This is a genomic window from Streptomyces sp. NBC_00158 (assembly GCF_045160885.1).
GTDB lineage: Bacteria > Actinomycetota > Actinomycetes > Streptomycetales > Streptomycetaceae > Streptomyces.
The window spans coordinates 3288656-3302605 of the sequence record NZ_CP108161.1; the positions used below are offsets into that span (position 1 = coordinate 3288656).

Sequence of the window (13950 nt, forward strand, 5' to 3'; positions counted from 1 at the left end):
CCCTCGATTTGGCATGATCCCGGCACACACCAAGACCGGGGCTGGCCATGATCCTCACCGTGACGCTCAACACCGCGCTCGACGTCACCCACCGGGTGCCGCGCATGCTGCCGCACACCTCCCACCGGGTCACCGCCGTCACCGAACGCGCGGGCGGGAAGGGCCTGAACGTGGCCCGGGTGCTCGGCGCGCTCGGCGAGGAGGTAACGGCGACGGGCTTCGCGGGCGGCCCCGCCGGCCGGACCGTGCGCGAACTCCTCGCCGGCGCACCCGGGGTGACCGACGCCCTCGTCCCCTGCGCGGGCACCACCCGGCGCACCCTTGCCGTCGTCGACGAGAGCACCGGCGACACCACCCAGTTCAACGAGCCGGGCCCGCAGATCTCCGCGGCCGAGTGGGCCGCCTTCCTGGAGCGGTACGCCGAACTCCTCACCCGTGCCCGCGCGGTGGCCCTGTGCGGCAGCCTGCCGCCGGGGGTGCCGGTCGGGGCGTACGCGGTCCTCGTGCGGGCGGCCCGCGCGGCCGGACTGCCCGTGCTGCTCGACACCAGCGGCGAGGCCCTGCGCCGCGGGGTCGCCGCCCGGCCGGACATCATCAAGCCGAACGCGGCCGAGCTGGCGGAGCTGACCGGCGCCCGGGACCCGCTCCCCGCCACCCGCGACGCCCGCCGCAGGGGCGCCCAGGCGGTGGTGACCTCCCTCGGCCCCGCCGGCCTGCTCGCCGCCACCCCCGACGGCACCTGGGAGGCGGCCCCGCCCCGCCCGCTGCGCGGGAACCCCACCGGCGCGGGCGACTCGGCGGTGGCGGGCCTGCTCTCGGCCCTGACCCGGGGCCTGGACTGGCCCGAGCGCCTGGTCCGTGCGGTGGCCCTCTCCGCGGCCACCGTGCACGCCCCGACGGCGGGGGACTTCGACCCGCGCACGTACGAGGAGATCGCCCCGCAGGTCAGGGCCGTGGCGCTGCCCTCCCCGTAGGCGCGCGGGAACGGCCGAGGGGGAGACGCACCCGGTGCGTCTCCCCCTCGTGGCTTCCGCCGCGTCGGCCGCGTCCGCCGCGTCCGCCGCGTCCGCCGCCGTCCTTCCGGCCGTCAGCCCTTGGCCCAGCCGGAGGTGAGCCGCAGCTGATCGAATATGGCATCGCACTGGTTGCCGGCCTCGCACGAGATCTTCATCGTGTTCGTGCCCTTCTTGAGGGTGACGAAGGCGTAGGTCCGGGTCCAGCCCTTGTCCCAGGCGCCCGCCTCGGCCTTGGAGAAGTTGGCGAGGTTCAGGGACTGCGTGGGGGTCTGCCCGTTGATCGTCAGCGTGACCTTCGCGTCCTTGCCCGGCACCGCGTAGTTGACGTTCAGCGTGTAGTCGCCGGCTTCGGGCAGCTCGGCCGTCCAGGTCAGCGCGGCGCCCGTCTGGTTGAAGTTGCCGACGTACTGGCCGCCCGAGCTCTTGGAGCCGGAGACGCTGTTCTGCAGCGTCGCCCCACCGGTGAGGGCCATGCCGGCACCGGCCGCCTCGCCCTTGGGCAGCGGGCTCTTCGAGGGCTCCGGGGAACCGCTCGGCTCCGGCTCGGCCTTCGTCGAGGGCTGCGCCGCCTGGGTCGGGCCGGTCGCCTGGTTCTTGTCGCCCTTGTCCTTGTCCTTGCCGAAGACCACGGCCGCGCCGATGCCGATGGCGACGGCCGCCACCACCGCGACCGCCGCGATCAGCATGCCCCGGCGGCTGGAGCCACCGCCGCGGCTGCTGCCGCGACCGCCGCCGCGGCCCGGCTGGGGCTGCATGCTCGTCGTCTGCGCGGACGGCTGCTGCGGGACGCCGTAGCCGCCCGCCTGGAGGGCTTCGGGGGCCTGGTACTGGGCCTGGTAGGCCTGCGGGGGCTGCTGCTGCGGGACGGCGCCGCGCTGGCCGCCGTACGTCCGCTCGCCGACCGTGCGCACCTGGTTGTACGAGGTCCGGGGGACGCCGGGCTGCGCGCCGGGCGGTCCGCCGGCCGTCGGGCCGGGGTAGCCGTATCCGCCGCCCTGACCGGGCGGGGTGGCTCCGGCGGCCTGGCCGTCCGCGTAGAGGTAGCCGAACGGGTCATCGTCCCCGGGCTGGTTCGCCCCACCGTGCGGGCCGTTGTTCGCGGGCGTCGTCATCGCAGGTCACTCCTTTCGACCCACGGGAGCCTACCCCGAACACGTGCGCACACGGGTGGCGCACGGCCTCAGCCGGCCCGCCGGTGCGCCTTGGAGCGGGACCTCTTCTCGATGTACATCCGCTGGTCGGCGGAGCGCAGCACCTCGTCCGCGGACATTCCGCAGCTGGCCCAGCCGATGCCGAAACTCGCTCCCACCCGTACCGCGCGGCCGTCGACCCGGATCGGCGGGATGATCGCGTTGCGCAGCCGGACGGCGAGGTCGGCGGCGTCGGCTGCGCCCAGGCCGTCGGCGAGGACGACGAACTCGTCACCACCCAGCCGGGCGACGGTGTCACCGTCCCTGACGCACGTCGTCAGGCGCCGGGCCACCTCGATGAGGACGGCGTCGCCGGTGTGGTGGCCGAACCGGTCGTTGATCGACTTGAAGCCGTCGAGGTCGCAGAAGAGCACCGCGAGCCCCTTGGTGCCGTCGTCGACGTCCGTGGCGGGGGCCACCGTGTGCACGTGGTGGTCGTACGGGCCGTCCGGGCTGCCCGGGAAGGCGCCGGGGAAGTCGAAGGCGTCGGCGGCCTGCCCGGGGGCGGGGGCGGCGGGGTAGCCGGCGTCGTAGCCGTGGTGCGGCGCGTGCGGCGCGTGGGGCTGTCCGTCGGGTGGAAAGCCGTGCTCGCCGGCACCACCCGCCTCGGGGCGGCCCTCGTACGCCGCGTCGAGGGCCTCGACCGCGCTGGCCCGTACGGACTGGGGGCGGCGGCAGAGGCGGGCGCCGAGCCGGGAGCGCAGTTCGGCGCTGTTGGGCAGGCCGGTGAGGGAGTCGTGGCTGGCGCGGTGGGCGAGCTGGAGCTCGTGGCGCTTGCGTTCCTCGATGTCCTCGACGTGCGTGAGCAGGAAGCGGGGGCCGTCGGCGGCGTCGGCGACCACCGAGTTGCGCAGCGAGACCCATACGTACGTGCCGTCGCGCCGCCCGAGGCGCAGTTCGGCGCGGCCGCCCTCGGCGGAGGTGCGCAGCAGGGTGCCGATGTCCTCGGGGTGGACGAGGTCGGAGAAGGAGTAGCGGCGCAGTACGGAGGCGGGCCGGCCGAGCAGGCGGCAGAGGGCGTCGTTGGTGCGCAGCAGCCGGCCGTGCTGGTCGCCGCCCATCTCGGCGATGGCCATGCCGCTGGGCGCGTACTCGAAGGCCTGCCGGAACGACTCTTCGCTGGCCCGCAGCGCCTGCTGCTCGCGTTCCAGCCGGACGAGGGCGCGCTGCATGTTCGCGCGCAGTCTCGCGTTGCTGATCGCAATGGCCGCCTGGAAGGCGTACATCTGGAGCGCTTCACGTCCCCAGGCGCCCGGGCGGCGTCCGTTGCGCGGCCTGTCCACCGAAATGACACCCAGAAGTTCCCCGCCGGTCGCGTACATGGGGGCGTAGAGGCGGTCCTCGGGGTGCCACTCGTCCAGGAAGCGCGGATCGGGGCCGTCGGTGTGCCATTGGGGGACGTCGTCCTCCATCAGGACCCAGCCCTCGGTGTGCGGGATGAAACGCAGGCCGTCCCAGTCCTCGCCCATGGTCAGGCGGCGTTCCCAGGCGGCGCGGGAGCCGACGCGGCCGGTGATGAGGGCTTCGGCGGCGGAGTCACCTGCGAAGGCGGCCACGACGAGGTCCCCGTCGGGGCGTACGAGGTTGACACAGGCGAGCTCGTAGCCGAGTCCGCGGACGATGCCGTCGACGACGGTCTGCAGGGTGTCGGCCAGGCTCCGGGCCGTGTTGAGCTCGGCCACCACCTGGTGCAGCTGCCGCAGGGTCGCAAGACGGACGTACGGCTCCGACTCGGTCTCCATTGCTCGCTCTCCCCGAGACCTCGACAGCAACTCCAGGTTTGTCATCGGCGTTTCGTTGCGGTGTCCCGTCCACTGAATCACAGTGAGCTGTGCGGCAGGTACACAGGGTCAACAAATCTTGCCCTCTGTGACTCAAGTCACATGAGATGAACAAGGGCGTGCTGGGAGAGGGCCGCGGAGTGGGAGCGCTCCCCCTCCTTCCCGGCAGCAAACGATACGCGGCGACCTAGTCCGCGGGGCGGGGACGCGGCTCGGACCAGGGCCCGATGTGCGCCGCACGGGGACGGGACTAGCGTTCGGTACGTGCCCAAGACGACCCCCGCAGACCCGGCCCCCGTGCTCACCACCCCGCATCCTGAGGGGGTGAGCAACGACGAGTTCCGGGCCGCCATGTCCCGGCTGGCGGCGGGCGTGTGCCTGATCACCGCGCAGGAACCGCCCCTGAGCGCCGACGGACCGCGCGGCGAGGACGTCGGCATGACGGCCACCGCGTTCATGTCGGTCTCCCTCGACCCGCCGCTCGTCCTGGTCAGCGTGCGCGAGGGCTCCCGGATGGACGACCTGCTCGCCGAGCAGCCGCTGTGGGCTGTGTCCCTCCTCGCGGACAGCCAGCTCCAGGTGGCGTCCCGGTTCTCGATGAAGAACCGGATCAGCGACCGGCTGCTGTTCGAGGGGCTGCCGTACGTACGCGGCGCCCTGTCCGGCGCGCCGCTGCTGACGGGCGCGCTGGCCACCCTGGAGTGCCGCACCGAGTCCCGCGTCACCGCCGGCGACCACACCCTCGTCGTCGGCCGCGTCCTCGGCGCCGGCCTGCCGGTCCCGGACGCCCCGCCGCTGACGTACTTCCGCGGCCGCTACCGCCACCTGGCCCCGTAGGACCCCGGGCGCGTACCGCGGACCGCGGCTACCAGTCGCGCGAGCTGCGGTTCCGCTTGGTCTCGCCGCGGGCCTTCTTCTCCCGCAGGCGGCGCTCGTTGATGCCCCGCGGGATCTTCGTCGCCCGGCGCGGCTTCGGCGGCGGGGTCGTGGCCTCCGCCAGCAGCGAGGCCAGCCGGACCAGCGCCATCTCCCGGTTGCGCAGCTGCGAGCGGTGCTCGGAGGCCCGTACCGTCACCACCCCGTCCACCAGCCGCGACGCGAGCCGCTCCAGCGCCCGTTCCTTCCACACGTCCGGCAGCGCCTTGGTAGCCGCCAGGTCGAACAGCAGCTCCACGCGCGAGTCGGAGGTGTTGACGTGCTGCCCGCCCGGCCCCGAGGAACGCGAGAACCGCCAGGCGAGCTCCGCCTCGGGGAGCACGACCGAACCGCGGATGACATGAGGACCAGGCATGGCCCTATGATCGGCCCCCGCCCGCGCCCCCGTCACCCCCATTTCCGGGTCCTGGAACCTCCGCGCCCCCTCGCCGCGTTATGAAGGGCAGCGGTAACTTGACCCCATATCGCGGTCAACCGTCGAGGAAGGACACCAGTCAAAATGGCAGTAAGCCTGTCCAAGGGCGGCAACGTCTCGCTCTCGAAGGAGGCCCCGGGCCTCAGCGCCGTCACGGTCGGCCTCGGCTGGGACGTGCGCACGACGACCGGTGTCGACTTCGACCTCGACGCCTCGGCCATCGCGGTCAACGCGATGGGCAAGGTCGTCTCCGACGGCCACTTCGTCTTCTTCAACAACAAGTCCACCCCGGACCAGACCATCGTCCACACCGGCGACAACCGCACGGGTGCGGGCGCCGGCGACGACGAGGCCATCAACGTCAACCTCGCGGGCCTGCCCGCCGACGTCGACAAGATCGTCTTCCCGGTCTCGATCTACGACGCCGAGAACCGCAGCCAGAACTTCGGCCAGGTCCGCAACGCCTACATCCGCGTCGTGAACCAGGCCGGCGGCGCCGAGATCGCCCGCTACGACCTCTCCGAGGACGCCGCCACCGAGACCGCCATGGTCTTCGGCGAGCTCTACCGCAACGGCGCCGAGTGGAAGTTCCGCGCGGTCGGCCAGGGCTACGCCTCGGGCCTCGTCGGCATCGCCCAGGACTTCGGCGTCAACGTCTGACCCGCGTCCCACCAACCCGAAGCCCCCTGCCCGGCCACGCCCGGGAGGGGGCTTCGGCTTGCCCCCCCGTCCGGCACCACTCCCGCCACCCGGCCTGCGCCTCGGGGCCCCGGCCTACGCCCTGGGGCGGCCCTCCCCGTACAGCCACACGTCCCACACCTTCTTCAGGTCGTGGCCCGTACGCCGCTGCGCGTACGCCGTGAAGTCCGCGGTGCTCGCGTTGCCGTACCGGTGGTCGGCGGCCCAGCCGCGCAGCAGGTCGAAGAACTTCTCGTCCCCCACCTCCTGCCGGATCCGGTGCAGGACCATCGCACCCCGGTAGTACACGGGCGAGTCGGAGACGTGAGCGGCACCGGGCGGAGAGGCGGGCGGGAACGCGGCCCAGTCCCCGCCGGCCTGGTCGTCGACCGAGGTGTCACCGGCCAGGAACGCCTCGAAACGACGCTGCGCGCCCACCCCGCCGTGGTCCTCGGACCACAGCCACTCCGTGTACGTGGCGAATCCCTCGTTCAGCCACATGTCCTTCCAGGACTTCGGCGAGACCGAGTTCCCGAACCACTGGTGGGCCAGCTCGTGCAGCACGAGCTCCTCGTCGGGCGCACCGGAGTAGACCGGCTTGGTCTGCGTCTCCAGCGCGTACGCGAGGGTCCGCGCGGGCATCACGATCGACCCGGCGGTCCCGAAGGGGTACGGGCCGAACTTGCCGCTGGCCCACTCCACGATCTCCGGCAGCCGCTTCAGCGCCGGCTCGCTGCCCGCGGCCTCGGCGGGGGCGACGGCGTCGTACACCTCGACCCCCGAGGGGGTCCGCCCGGTGGTCACCTCGAACCTGCCGATGGCGACGGTCGCCAGGTAGCTCGCCATCGGCTCCGGGCTGTGCCACGCGAACTCGGTCCGCCCGCCCTCCACCGCCCGGCGGGAGCGCAGCCGCCCGTTGGACACCGCCTCGTACCCGTCCGGCACGGTGACCGTCACGTCGTACGAGGCCTTGTCGCTCGGGTGGTGGTTGCCGGGGAACCAGCCCATCGAGCCGACCGGCTCGCCGACGGCGACCGCACCGTCCTCGGTGGTGATCCACCCCTCGTGCGAGCCGTCCGGATCGACGACCGGCTTCGGCCGCCCGGTGTAGTCCACCGTCGTACGGAAGACCTCGCCCTTCTTCAGGTCCTTGGCCGGGCGCACCGTCAGCTCGTTGCCGGTCCGGTTGTACCGGGCCCCCGCGCCCTGCACGTCCACGCCCTCGACCTTCAGCCCGCTCAGGTCGAGGTTGAAGGAGCTGAGCCCCTGCTCGGCGCGGGCGGTGATGACGGCCGTGCCGTGCAGCTGCCCGTCGGCGGGGTCGTACGCGAGGTCGAGCGCGTAGTGCTCGACCTGGTAGCCGCCGTTGCCCGCCCGGGGGAAGAACGGGTCCCGCAGCCCGGACGCACCGGGCCGCCCCTGCACCGTCGCGCCCGTACATCCCGTCGCGAGGACGAGCAGGGCGGTGACGGCGGGGACGGCCAGGCGCTTGAGTTCCACGCCCCGATCCTAAGGAGCGGAGCCGGAACTCACTTCTGCAGGGACTCCACGCCGGCCTTGGCGAACTTCTCGTCCAGGTCGCCGCTCGGGGCGCCTGCCACGCCGATGCCGGCGACCGGGGCGCCGTTCGCCTGGACGGGGGCGCCGCCGCCGAGGAAGAGGGTGCCGGGGATGTCCTTCAGGTTCGGGGCCTGCGCGAGGCGGCCCGCGAGGACGGAGGTCGGGGCGTTCCAGGACACGGCGGTGAAGGCCTTGCGCTGCGCCGACTCGTAGGACTGCGGGCCCGCACCGTCGCCGCGGAGGGTGACGACGGTGTTGCCGTTGCGGTCGACGACGGCGACGGTGACCTTCTGGTTCTCCTTCTCGGCGGCCTCCAGCGCGGCCTGCGCGGCGCGGGTGGCGGCACCGATGGTGAGGTGCGTGGAGGTGGTGAAGTTCTTGTCCGAGTCCTTCTTGGCCGGCGCGGCGGGGGTGGCGCTGGCGCTGACGGCTCCGAAGGTCCCGGCGCCGAGGACGACGGCGAGGGCGGTACCGGTGAGAACGCGGGTGCGGGTGTTCATGTCAGCTCCTGTTGGGACGTCGGCTTGGCTCCCTCCAAGACTCGCCCCGCCGCCCGCCCCGACCCGTCGCCGTACCGGCTGGGGCCGGCGACCGCACCGGTTGACGCGGGGGTCATCCGATCGGTCGATGCGGTGGGGCTGGCCGCCCGTTTTGCTGGTCGGGGGCCGTCCCCCGGGCCGCGCCCGGACCCCTTGCGGGGGCTCCGCCCCCGCACCCCCGCGCCTCAAACGCCGGCGGGGCTACTTATAGCCCCGCCGGCGTTTGTGGCGACGGGGTCAGGGGCGGAGCCCCTGGGAACGGGCGAAGGGCGGGTAGGGGAACCGGCCCCGCGCAGCGGCACCCGCGGCGCCGGACCCCGCCCGGCCAGCGCAACGCCCTCACCCGCAACCGCCCGGCCAGGGCAAAGGCAGTATGGATACCACCACCCCCTCCCCAGGAGCCACGCCGTGACCCGGCACCCCGCGACCACGTCCGACACCCGCGCCCTCGCCACCGTCATGCACACGGCGTTCTTCCTCCTGCTCGGCGCGTCGGTGGCCCGGTTCCTGCTCCGGCACCCCGGCGAGCCCCGCACCCCCTGGGTGATCTCCCTCGGCATCGCGCTCGCCCTGCTGTACGTCCTCGGCCCCGCCGTCGGCGTCACGCAGGCCACCCGGGCCACCGAGGCCACCGACCGCCACGCCCCGGCCCCCACCCTGCGCCGCAGGCTCTGGCTGGGGCTGGTCGTCGTCACCTGGGTGGTCCTCGTCGTGCTCGCGCCGAGCTTCGCCTGGTGCGCCGTGCCGCTGTTCTTCACCGCCCTGCGCACCCTCCCCCCGCGCGCCGCCGTCGCCCTGGTCGCCGTACTCACCGTCTTCGTCGTCGCCGCCCAGATGAAGCTCTCCACCGCCTTCGACCCCAACCTCCTCCTGGCCCCGCCCGCCATCGCCGCCCTGGCCACGGCCGTCTTCGTCCACATGGAGCGCCAGGCCGGCGCCCAGCGGGCGCTGATCGACGACCTGATCCGCACCCGCCGGGAGCTGGCCGCCACCGAACGCCGCGAAGGCACCCTCGCCGAACGGCAGCGGCTGTCCATGGAGATCCACGACACCCTGGCCCAGCACCTGTCCAGCCAGCAGATGCTGCTCCAGGCCGCCGACCGCACCTGGGACAGCGACCCGGCCACCGCCCGCGCCCACGTCCGTACCGCCAACGGCATCGCGGCCCGCGGCCTCGCCGAGGCCCGCCGGCTGGTGCACGACCTGGCCCCGCCCGAGCTGGACAACGGCGCCGGCCTCGCCGAGGCCCTGCGCGCCCTGGACGCCGGCCCCGGCGTCGAGGTCCGCTTCCACCTGGAGGGCGTACCCACCCCCCTCCCGGACCGCACCGAGTCGGCCCTGCTGCGCATCGCGCAGGGCGCCCTGGCCAACATCCGCGAGCACGCGCACGCGCGCAACGCCGCCCTCACCCTGAGCTTCCTCGGCGACCAGGTGGTCCTGGACATCGCGGACGACGGCGCGGGCTTCGCCGAAACCGGCACCGGCACCGTCCCCGGCAGCGGCACCGGCGACCCCGCCCGCGGCCACGGCCTCCCGGCCATGCGCGCCCGCGTGCGCCAGCTCGGCGGCACCCTGACGATCGAATCCACCCCCGGCGAGGGAACCGTCCTCTCCGCCGCGATCCCCCTCTCGACCCCCCTGGAGCCAACGGGATGACGACGATCCTCCTCTGCGACGACCACGTGGTGGTCCGCGCCGGACTCCTCGCGCTCCTCGGCAGCGAGCCGGACATCGAGGTGCTCGGCGAGGCGGGCAGCGGCGAGGAGGCGGTCGCGCTGGCCGCCAAGCTCCGCCCGGACGTGGTCCTGATGGACCTCCAGCTCGGCGAGGGCATCGACGGCGTCGAAGCCACCCGCCGGATCACGGCCCTCCCCGGACCGCCGCACGTCCTGGTCCTCACCACGTACGACACGGACGCGGACATCACCCGGGCGATCGGCGCGGGCGCGACCGGCTACCTGCTGAAGGCGGAACGCCCCGAGGAGCTGTTCGCCGCCATCCATTCGGCGGCGGCCGGCCGCACCACGCTGTCCGCGCCCGTCGCCAGCCGGGTCATGGCCCACATGCGCGGTACGCGGCCCACCCTCACCGACCGCGAACTCGACATCCTGGGCCAGCTGGCCCGGGGCCTGGGCAACCGCGACATCGCCCGCGCGCTGTTCATCAGCGAGGCCACGGTCAAGACCCACCTGGGCCGCATCTACGACAAGCTCGGCGTCGACACCCGCGCGGGCGCCGTGGCGGTGGCCAAGGAGCAGCGCCTGCTGCCCTCCTAGGAGGGCCCTTCGGCGGCGGCGCGCTCGGCCAGCCTCACCCGCCACTGCTCCACGGCCCCGCGCAGGGACTCGTTCACGAGCGTCAGCAGCTCGACGGAGGCCTCGAAGCGCGCCCCCGCCGGAGTCGAGGCCCCCAGGACCTCCGCTCCGCGCCGCGACTCCGCCACCAGCAGGTCGTTCATCCGCGCGGCCGCGAGCAGCGACCGCAGCCAGAGCTCGTCGTCGATGGCGTAGCGCTCGCGGCGCGCGCCGGTGGTCCGTTCCCGTCGGAGCATCCCCTGCCCTTCGAGCCAGGCGACGGCGTGGGAGACGGACGCCGGGCTGACGCGGAGCCGCTCGACCAGCTCGGCGGCGGTGAGGGCGCCGGAGTCCGTCGTGTACAGGCAGGCCAGGACCCTGGACACCATCGGGGGCAGGCCCTGCCCGGCGAGGAGCCCGGTGAAGGACTCCGTGAAGTCCCGCACCTCCTGCGGGTCCCGCCCGTGGCCGCCGTCGGGGACCGGCGGCGGCGTCGGCCGCACCTCCTTGCGCCGGAGCGCACGGTGCCGCGTGGCCTCCTGCGCCCGGTCCGCCCCGTAGTCCTCGGGGCCGCCGTTGCGATGGACCTCCCGCATGACGGTCGAGGCGGGCCGGCCCAGCCGCCGGCCGATCTCCGTGTACCCGAGACCTTCGGCCAGCCAGGTGGCGATGTGCCGGCGGTCCTCGCCGGTGAGCCGTCCTCCGGGCATCGGTGCTCGTCTCCCCTCGTCGACAGCCGCAGTATGCATCCGCCCCCACCCCATTGCAATCCACTCTGCGGCCCGCCATTGCGTTCAGCACCACAGCCATTGCAATCTCAACCCCCAATCCCCCAATCTGTCAGGTCTACTTGGCCCCACAAGTTCGTTGACGGATCCATAAACGCAATGTAGCTTCGAGCGAGTTCAGAGGTTCTCAAACACTCACGGGGAGATTTGACGATGGGACAGAACGGCTTCACCGAGGCGGGCCTGCGCCGGATGCGCGACGTGCTGACCCGGCACGTCGAGACGGGGAAGATCCCCGGCGTCGTCGCCCTCGTCAGCCGCGGCGACGAGACGCACGTCGAGGCGATCGGGACCATGCGCCACGACGGCGGCGCCCCGATGCGCCGGGACACGATCTTCCGGATGGCCTCCACGTCCAAGCCGGTCGCGATGGCGGCCGCGATGGCCCTCGTCGACGACTGCGAGATCCGGCTCGACGACATGGTCGAGCAGTGGCTGCCCGAACTCGCCGGCCGCCAGGTGCTGGCACGGATCGACGGCCCGCTGGACGAGACCGTCCCCGCCCGGCGGCCGATCACCGTACGGGACCTGCTGAACTCCACCTTCGGACTCGGCATCGACCTGACGGCCATGGGCTCCCCGATCACCGCCGCCCTCTTCGAGCGGGGCGTCTTCACCCAGGGCGGGGAGCCCGCGCCCGAGCAGGACGAGTGGATGCGCCGCCTCGGCACGCTCCCCCTGATGCGCCAGCCCGGAGAGCAGTGGCAGTACCACATCAGCCACGACGTGCTCGGCGTCCTCGTCTCCCGGGTCACGGGCAAGCCGTTCGAGACGTTCCTGCGCGAACGCGTCCTCGACCCGCTGGGGATGAAGGACACCGGCTTCCACGTGCCCTCCGACAAGATCGACCGGCTGCCCCCCAGCTACGCCCCCGACCCGCAGACCGGGGAGTTCCACGTGTGGGACGAGGCGGAGGGCGGCCGGTACAGCGCGCCCCCGGAGTTCCAGTCCGGCGGCGGCGGCCTCGTCTCCACCGTCGACGACTACAACGCCTACTTCCGCATGCTCCTGAACCAGGGCACGCACGCGGGCGAGCGGATCCTGTCCCGCCCCGCCGTCGAGCTGATGACCACCAACAGCCTCACGGCCGAGCAGGAGGCCACCCGCTCCGCCCTGGCGCGGGGCAGCGTCCACGTGTCCTTCGGCCAGGGCCAGCAGGGCGGCTGGGGCTTCGGCATGGCCGTCCGCACCTACCGCGGCGACTACGCGCCCGTCGGCCAGTTCGGCTGGGACGGCGGCACCGGCACCTCCGCCTACGCCGACCCGCAGAACCAGCTCACCGGCGTCCTCCTCATGCAGGTCGGCCTCACCAACCCGGCCCCGGCCCGCGTCATCCACGACTTCTGGACGACCACGTACCAGGCCCTGGAGGACTGACGCGCTCCGCTCCCGGCCCCTCCGAGCGCAGGGGCCGGGAGCGGCCGGGAGCGGCCGGGAGCGGCCGGGAGCGGAACCCCCGCCAGGGGACCGGATCCGGACAGTCCGCCCCGCTCTTCGGACAACCCCCCGCCGCACACCTGCCCCGCCCCCGCCCCCCGATGGCACGCTCGGCCCCGCCGCCACCCGGCCACACCCCGGCCACCGCGAAGGAGCCCGCGTGTCACACCCCCACCGCCCCCGCCGCCTCGCCCTCACCGCCGCCACCGCCGCCCTGCTCGCCGCAGCGGCCCTGGCGACCCCCCAAGCCGGCGCCGCCACCGGCAGAGCCGCCGCCCCCGCCACCGGAACCGGCCTCACCCAGTACTCCGGCACCGTCCCCCTCGGCACCACCCACACCGGCACCGCCTACCAGCTCCAGGACCCCACCCGCGGCGGCCAGCGCACCCTCGACGCCCTGAACCAGACCGGCAACCCCGGCGTCCCGTTCACCGACGCCGACAACACCTGGGGCGACGGCACCCCCGCCCACCGCCAGACCGCGGCCGCCGACGTCCACTACGCCACCGCCGTGACCTGGGACTTCTACAAGGCCGCCTTCAACCGCAACGGCGTCCGCGGCGACGGCGTCGGCACCACCTCCCGCGTCCACTACGGCAGCGGCTTCGGCAACGCCTTCTGGAGCGACAGCTGCGCCTGCGTCACGTACGGCGACGGCACCACCCCCGGACGCCCGCCGACCTCCCTCGACGTCGTCGGCCACGAACTCGCCCACGGCCTGACCGCCTCCACCGCCCGCCTCGGCTACAGCGGCGAGGCCGGCGCCCTCAACGAGGGCACCTCCGACATCCTCGCCACCGCCGGCGAGTTCTTCGCGGAGAACAAGGCCGACCCCGGCGACTACCTCCTCGGCGAGCGCGTCTTCGACGGCCCGCCCCGCCGCATGGACCGCCCCAGCGCCGATGGCACCTCCCGCGACTACTGGTCCCCCGACATCGCCGGCCTCGACCCGCACGCCGGCTCCGGCCCCGCCCGCCACTTCTACTACCTCCTCGCCGAAGGCAGCGGCCCCAAGGTCATCGACGGCGTCGCCTACGATTCCCCCACCCACGACGGCTCCAAGCTCCTCGGCATCGGCCGCGACAAGGCCACCCGCGTCTGGTACCGGGCACTGACCCTCTACATGCGCTCCACCACCAACTACGCCGGCGCCCGCACCGCCACCCTCCGCGCCGCCGCCGACCTCTACGGCCCCTCCGCCCCCGAAACCGCCCGCGTCGCCGCCGCCTGGACCGCCGTCAACGTCCGCTGACGACGACCCCCGCACCACCACCGCACCGCCCCCCGCGCCGGGAGAGGCGCACCCGTGACACCAT

The 13950-nt window shown here is 73.7% G+C and carries 13 protein-coding genes; 7 read left to right on the forward strand and 6 right to left on the reverse strand.

Features of this window, described 5'->3' with window-relative positions; all coding sequences use genetic code 11:
- Window positions 1-47 precede the first annotated feature (47 nt).
- Window positions 48-974 (forward strand): 1-phosphofructokinase family hexose kinase, encoded by a 927-nt coding sequence (locus OG553_RS15000; RefSeq protein WP_405979476.1) that lies wholly within the window; start codon window positions 48-50, stop codon window positions 972-974.
- A gap of 113 nt (window positions 975-1087) precedes the next feature.
- On the opposite strand, the gene OG553_RS15005 is transcribed toward OG553_RS15000, so the two are convergent.
- Window positions 1088-2128: a CBM35 domain-containing protein gene (locus tag OG553_RS15005; RefSeq protein WP_405979477.1), complete on the reverse strand. Its 1041-nt coding sequence runs from the start codon at window positions 2126-2128 to the stop codon at window positions 1088-1090.
- 68 nt (window positions 2129-2196) lie between these two features.
- Complete coding sequence (gene cdgB, locus OG553_RS15010) at window positions 2197-3948, reverse strand: diguanylate cyclase CdgB (RefSeq protein ID WP_405979478.1); 1752 nt, start codon at window positions 3946-3948, stop codon at window positions 2197-2199.
- Between the two features lie 303 nt (window positions 3949-4251).
- On the opposite strand from cdgB, the gene OG553_RS15015 reads away from it, so the two are divergent.
- Window positions 4252-4824: a flavin reductase family protein gene (locus OG553_RS15015; RefSeq protein WP_405979479.1), complete on the forward strand. Its 573-nt coding sequence runs from the start codon at window positions 4252-4254 to the stop codon at window positions 4822-4824.
- 28 nt (window positions 4825-4852) lie between these two features.
- On the opposite strand, the gene arfB is transcribed toward OG553_RS15015, so the two are convergent.
- On the reverse strand, window positions 4853-5278 hold the full coding sequence (gene arfB, locus OG553_RS15020; protein WP_405979480.1) for an alternative ribosome rescue aminoacyl-tRNA hydrolase ArfB: 426 nt from the start codon (window positions 5276-5278) through the stop codon (window positions 4853-4855).
- A 144-nt stretch (window positions 5279-5422) separates the two neighbouring features.
- Between arfB and OG553_RS15025 the strand changes: the two genes are divergently transcribed.
- On the forward strand, window positions 5423-5998 hold the full coding sequence (locus tag OG553_RS15025) for a TerD family protein (protein WP_125603209.1): 576 nt from the start codon (window positions 5423-5425) through the stop codon (window positions 5996-5998).
- A gap of 114 nt (window positions 5999-6112) precedes the next feature.
- Here OG553_RS15025 and OG553_RS15030 read toward each other — a convergent pair whose 3' ends face one another.
- Window positions 6113-7516 (reverse strand): M1 family metallopeptidase, encoded by a 1404-nt coding sequence (locus tag OG553_RS15030; RefSeq protein WP_405979481.1) that lies wholly within the window; start codon window positions 7514-7516, stop codon window positions 6113-6115.
- Window positions 7517-7545: 29 nt separating this feature from the next.
- Complete coding sequence (locus tag OG553_RS15035; protein ID WP_405979482.1) at window positions 7546-8076, reverse strand: heme-binding protein; 531 nt, start codon at window positions 8074-8076, stop codon at window positions 7546-7548.
- Between the two features lie 498 nt (window positions 8077-8574).
- Here OG553_RS15035 and OG553_RS15040 point away from each other — a divergent pair, with 498 nt between their 5' ends.
- Window positions 8575-9771, forward strand: coding sequence for a sensor histidine kinase (locus tag OG553_RS15040; RefSeq protein WP_405983043.1), 1197 nt, complete (start codon window positions 8575-8577; stop codon window positions 9769-9771).
- Window positions 9768-10391 (forward strand): response regulator transcription factor, encoded by a 624-nt coding sequence (locus tag OG553_RS15045; protein WP_007265532.1) that lies wholly within the window; start codon window positions 9768-9770, stop codon window positions 10389-10391. The genes OG553_RS15040 and OG553_RS15045 overlap by 4 nt, the downstream gene beginning before the upstream one ends.
- Here the strand turns inward: OG553_RS15045 and OG553_RS15050 are convergent.
- Window positions 10388-11119, reverse strand: coding sequence for a helix-turn-helix domain-containing protein (locus OG553_RS15050; RefSeq protein WP_405979483.1), 732 nt, complete (start codon window positions 11117-11119; stop codon window positions 10388-10390). The genes OG553_RS15045 and OG553_RS15050 overlap by 4 nt on opposite strands.
- Window positions 11120-11350: 231 nt before the next feature.
- Here OG553_RS15050 and OG553_RS15055 point away from each other — a divergent pair, with 231 nt between their 5' ends.
- Together OG553_RS15055 and OG553_RS15060 are read left to right on the forward strand one after the other, a co-directional pair.
- Window positions 11351-12574, forward strand: coding sequence for a serine hydrolase domain-containing protein (locus OG553_RS15055; RefSeq protein ID WP_405979484.1), 1224 nt, complete (start codon window positions 11351-11353; stop codon window positions 12572-12574).
- 220 nt (window positions 12575-12794) lie between these two features.
- Window positions 12795-13886, forward strand: a complete 1092-nt coding sequence (locus OG553_RS15060) for a M4 family metallopeptidase (protein WP_405979485.1) — start codon at window positions 12795-12797, stop codon at window positions 13884-13886.
- Window positions 13887-13950 lie beyond the last annotated feature (64 nt).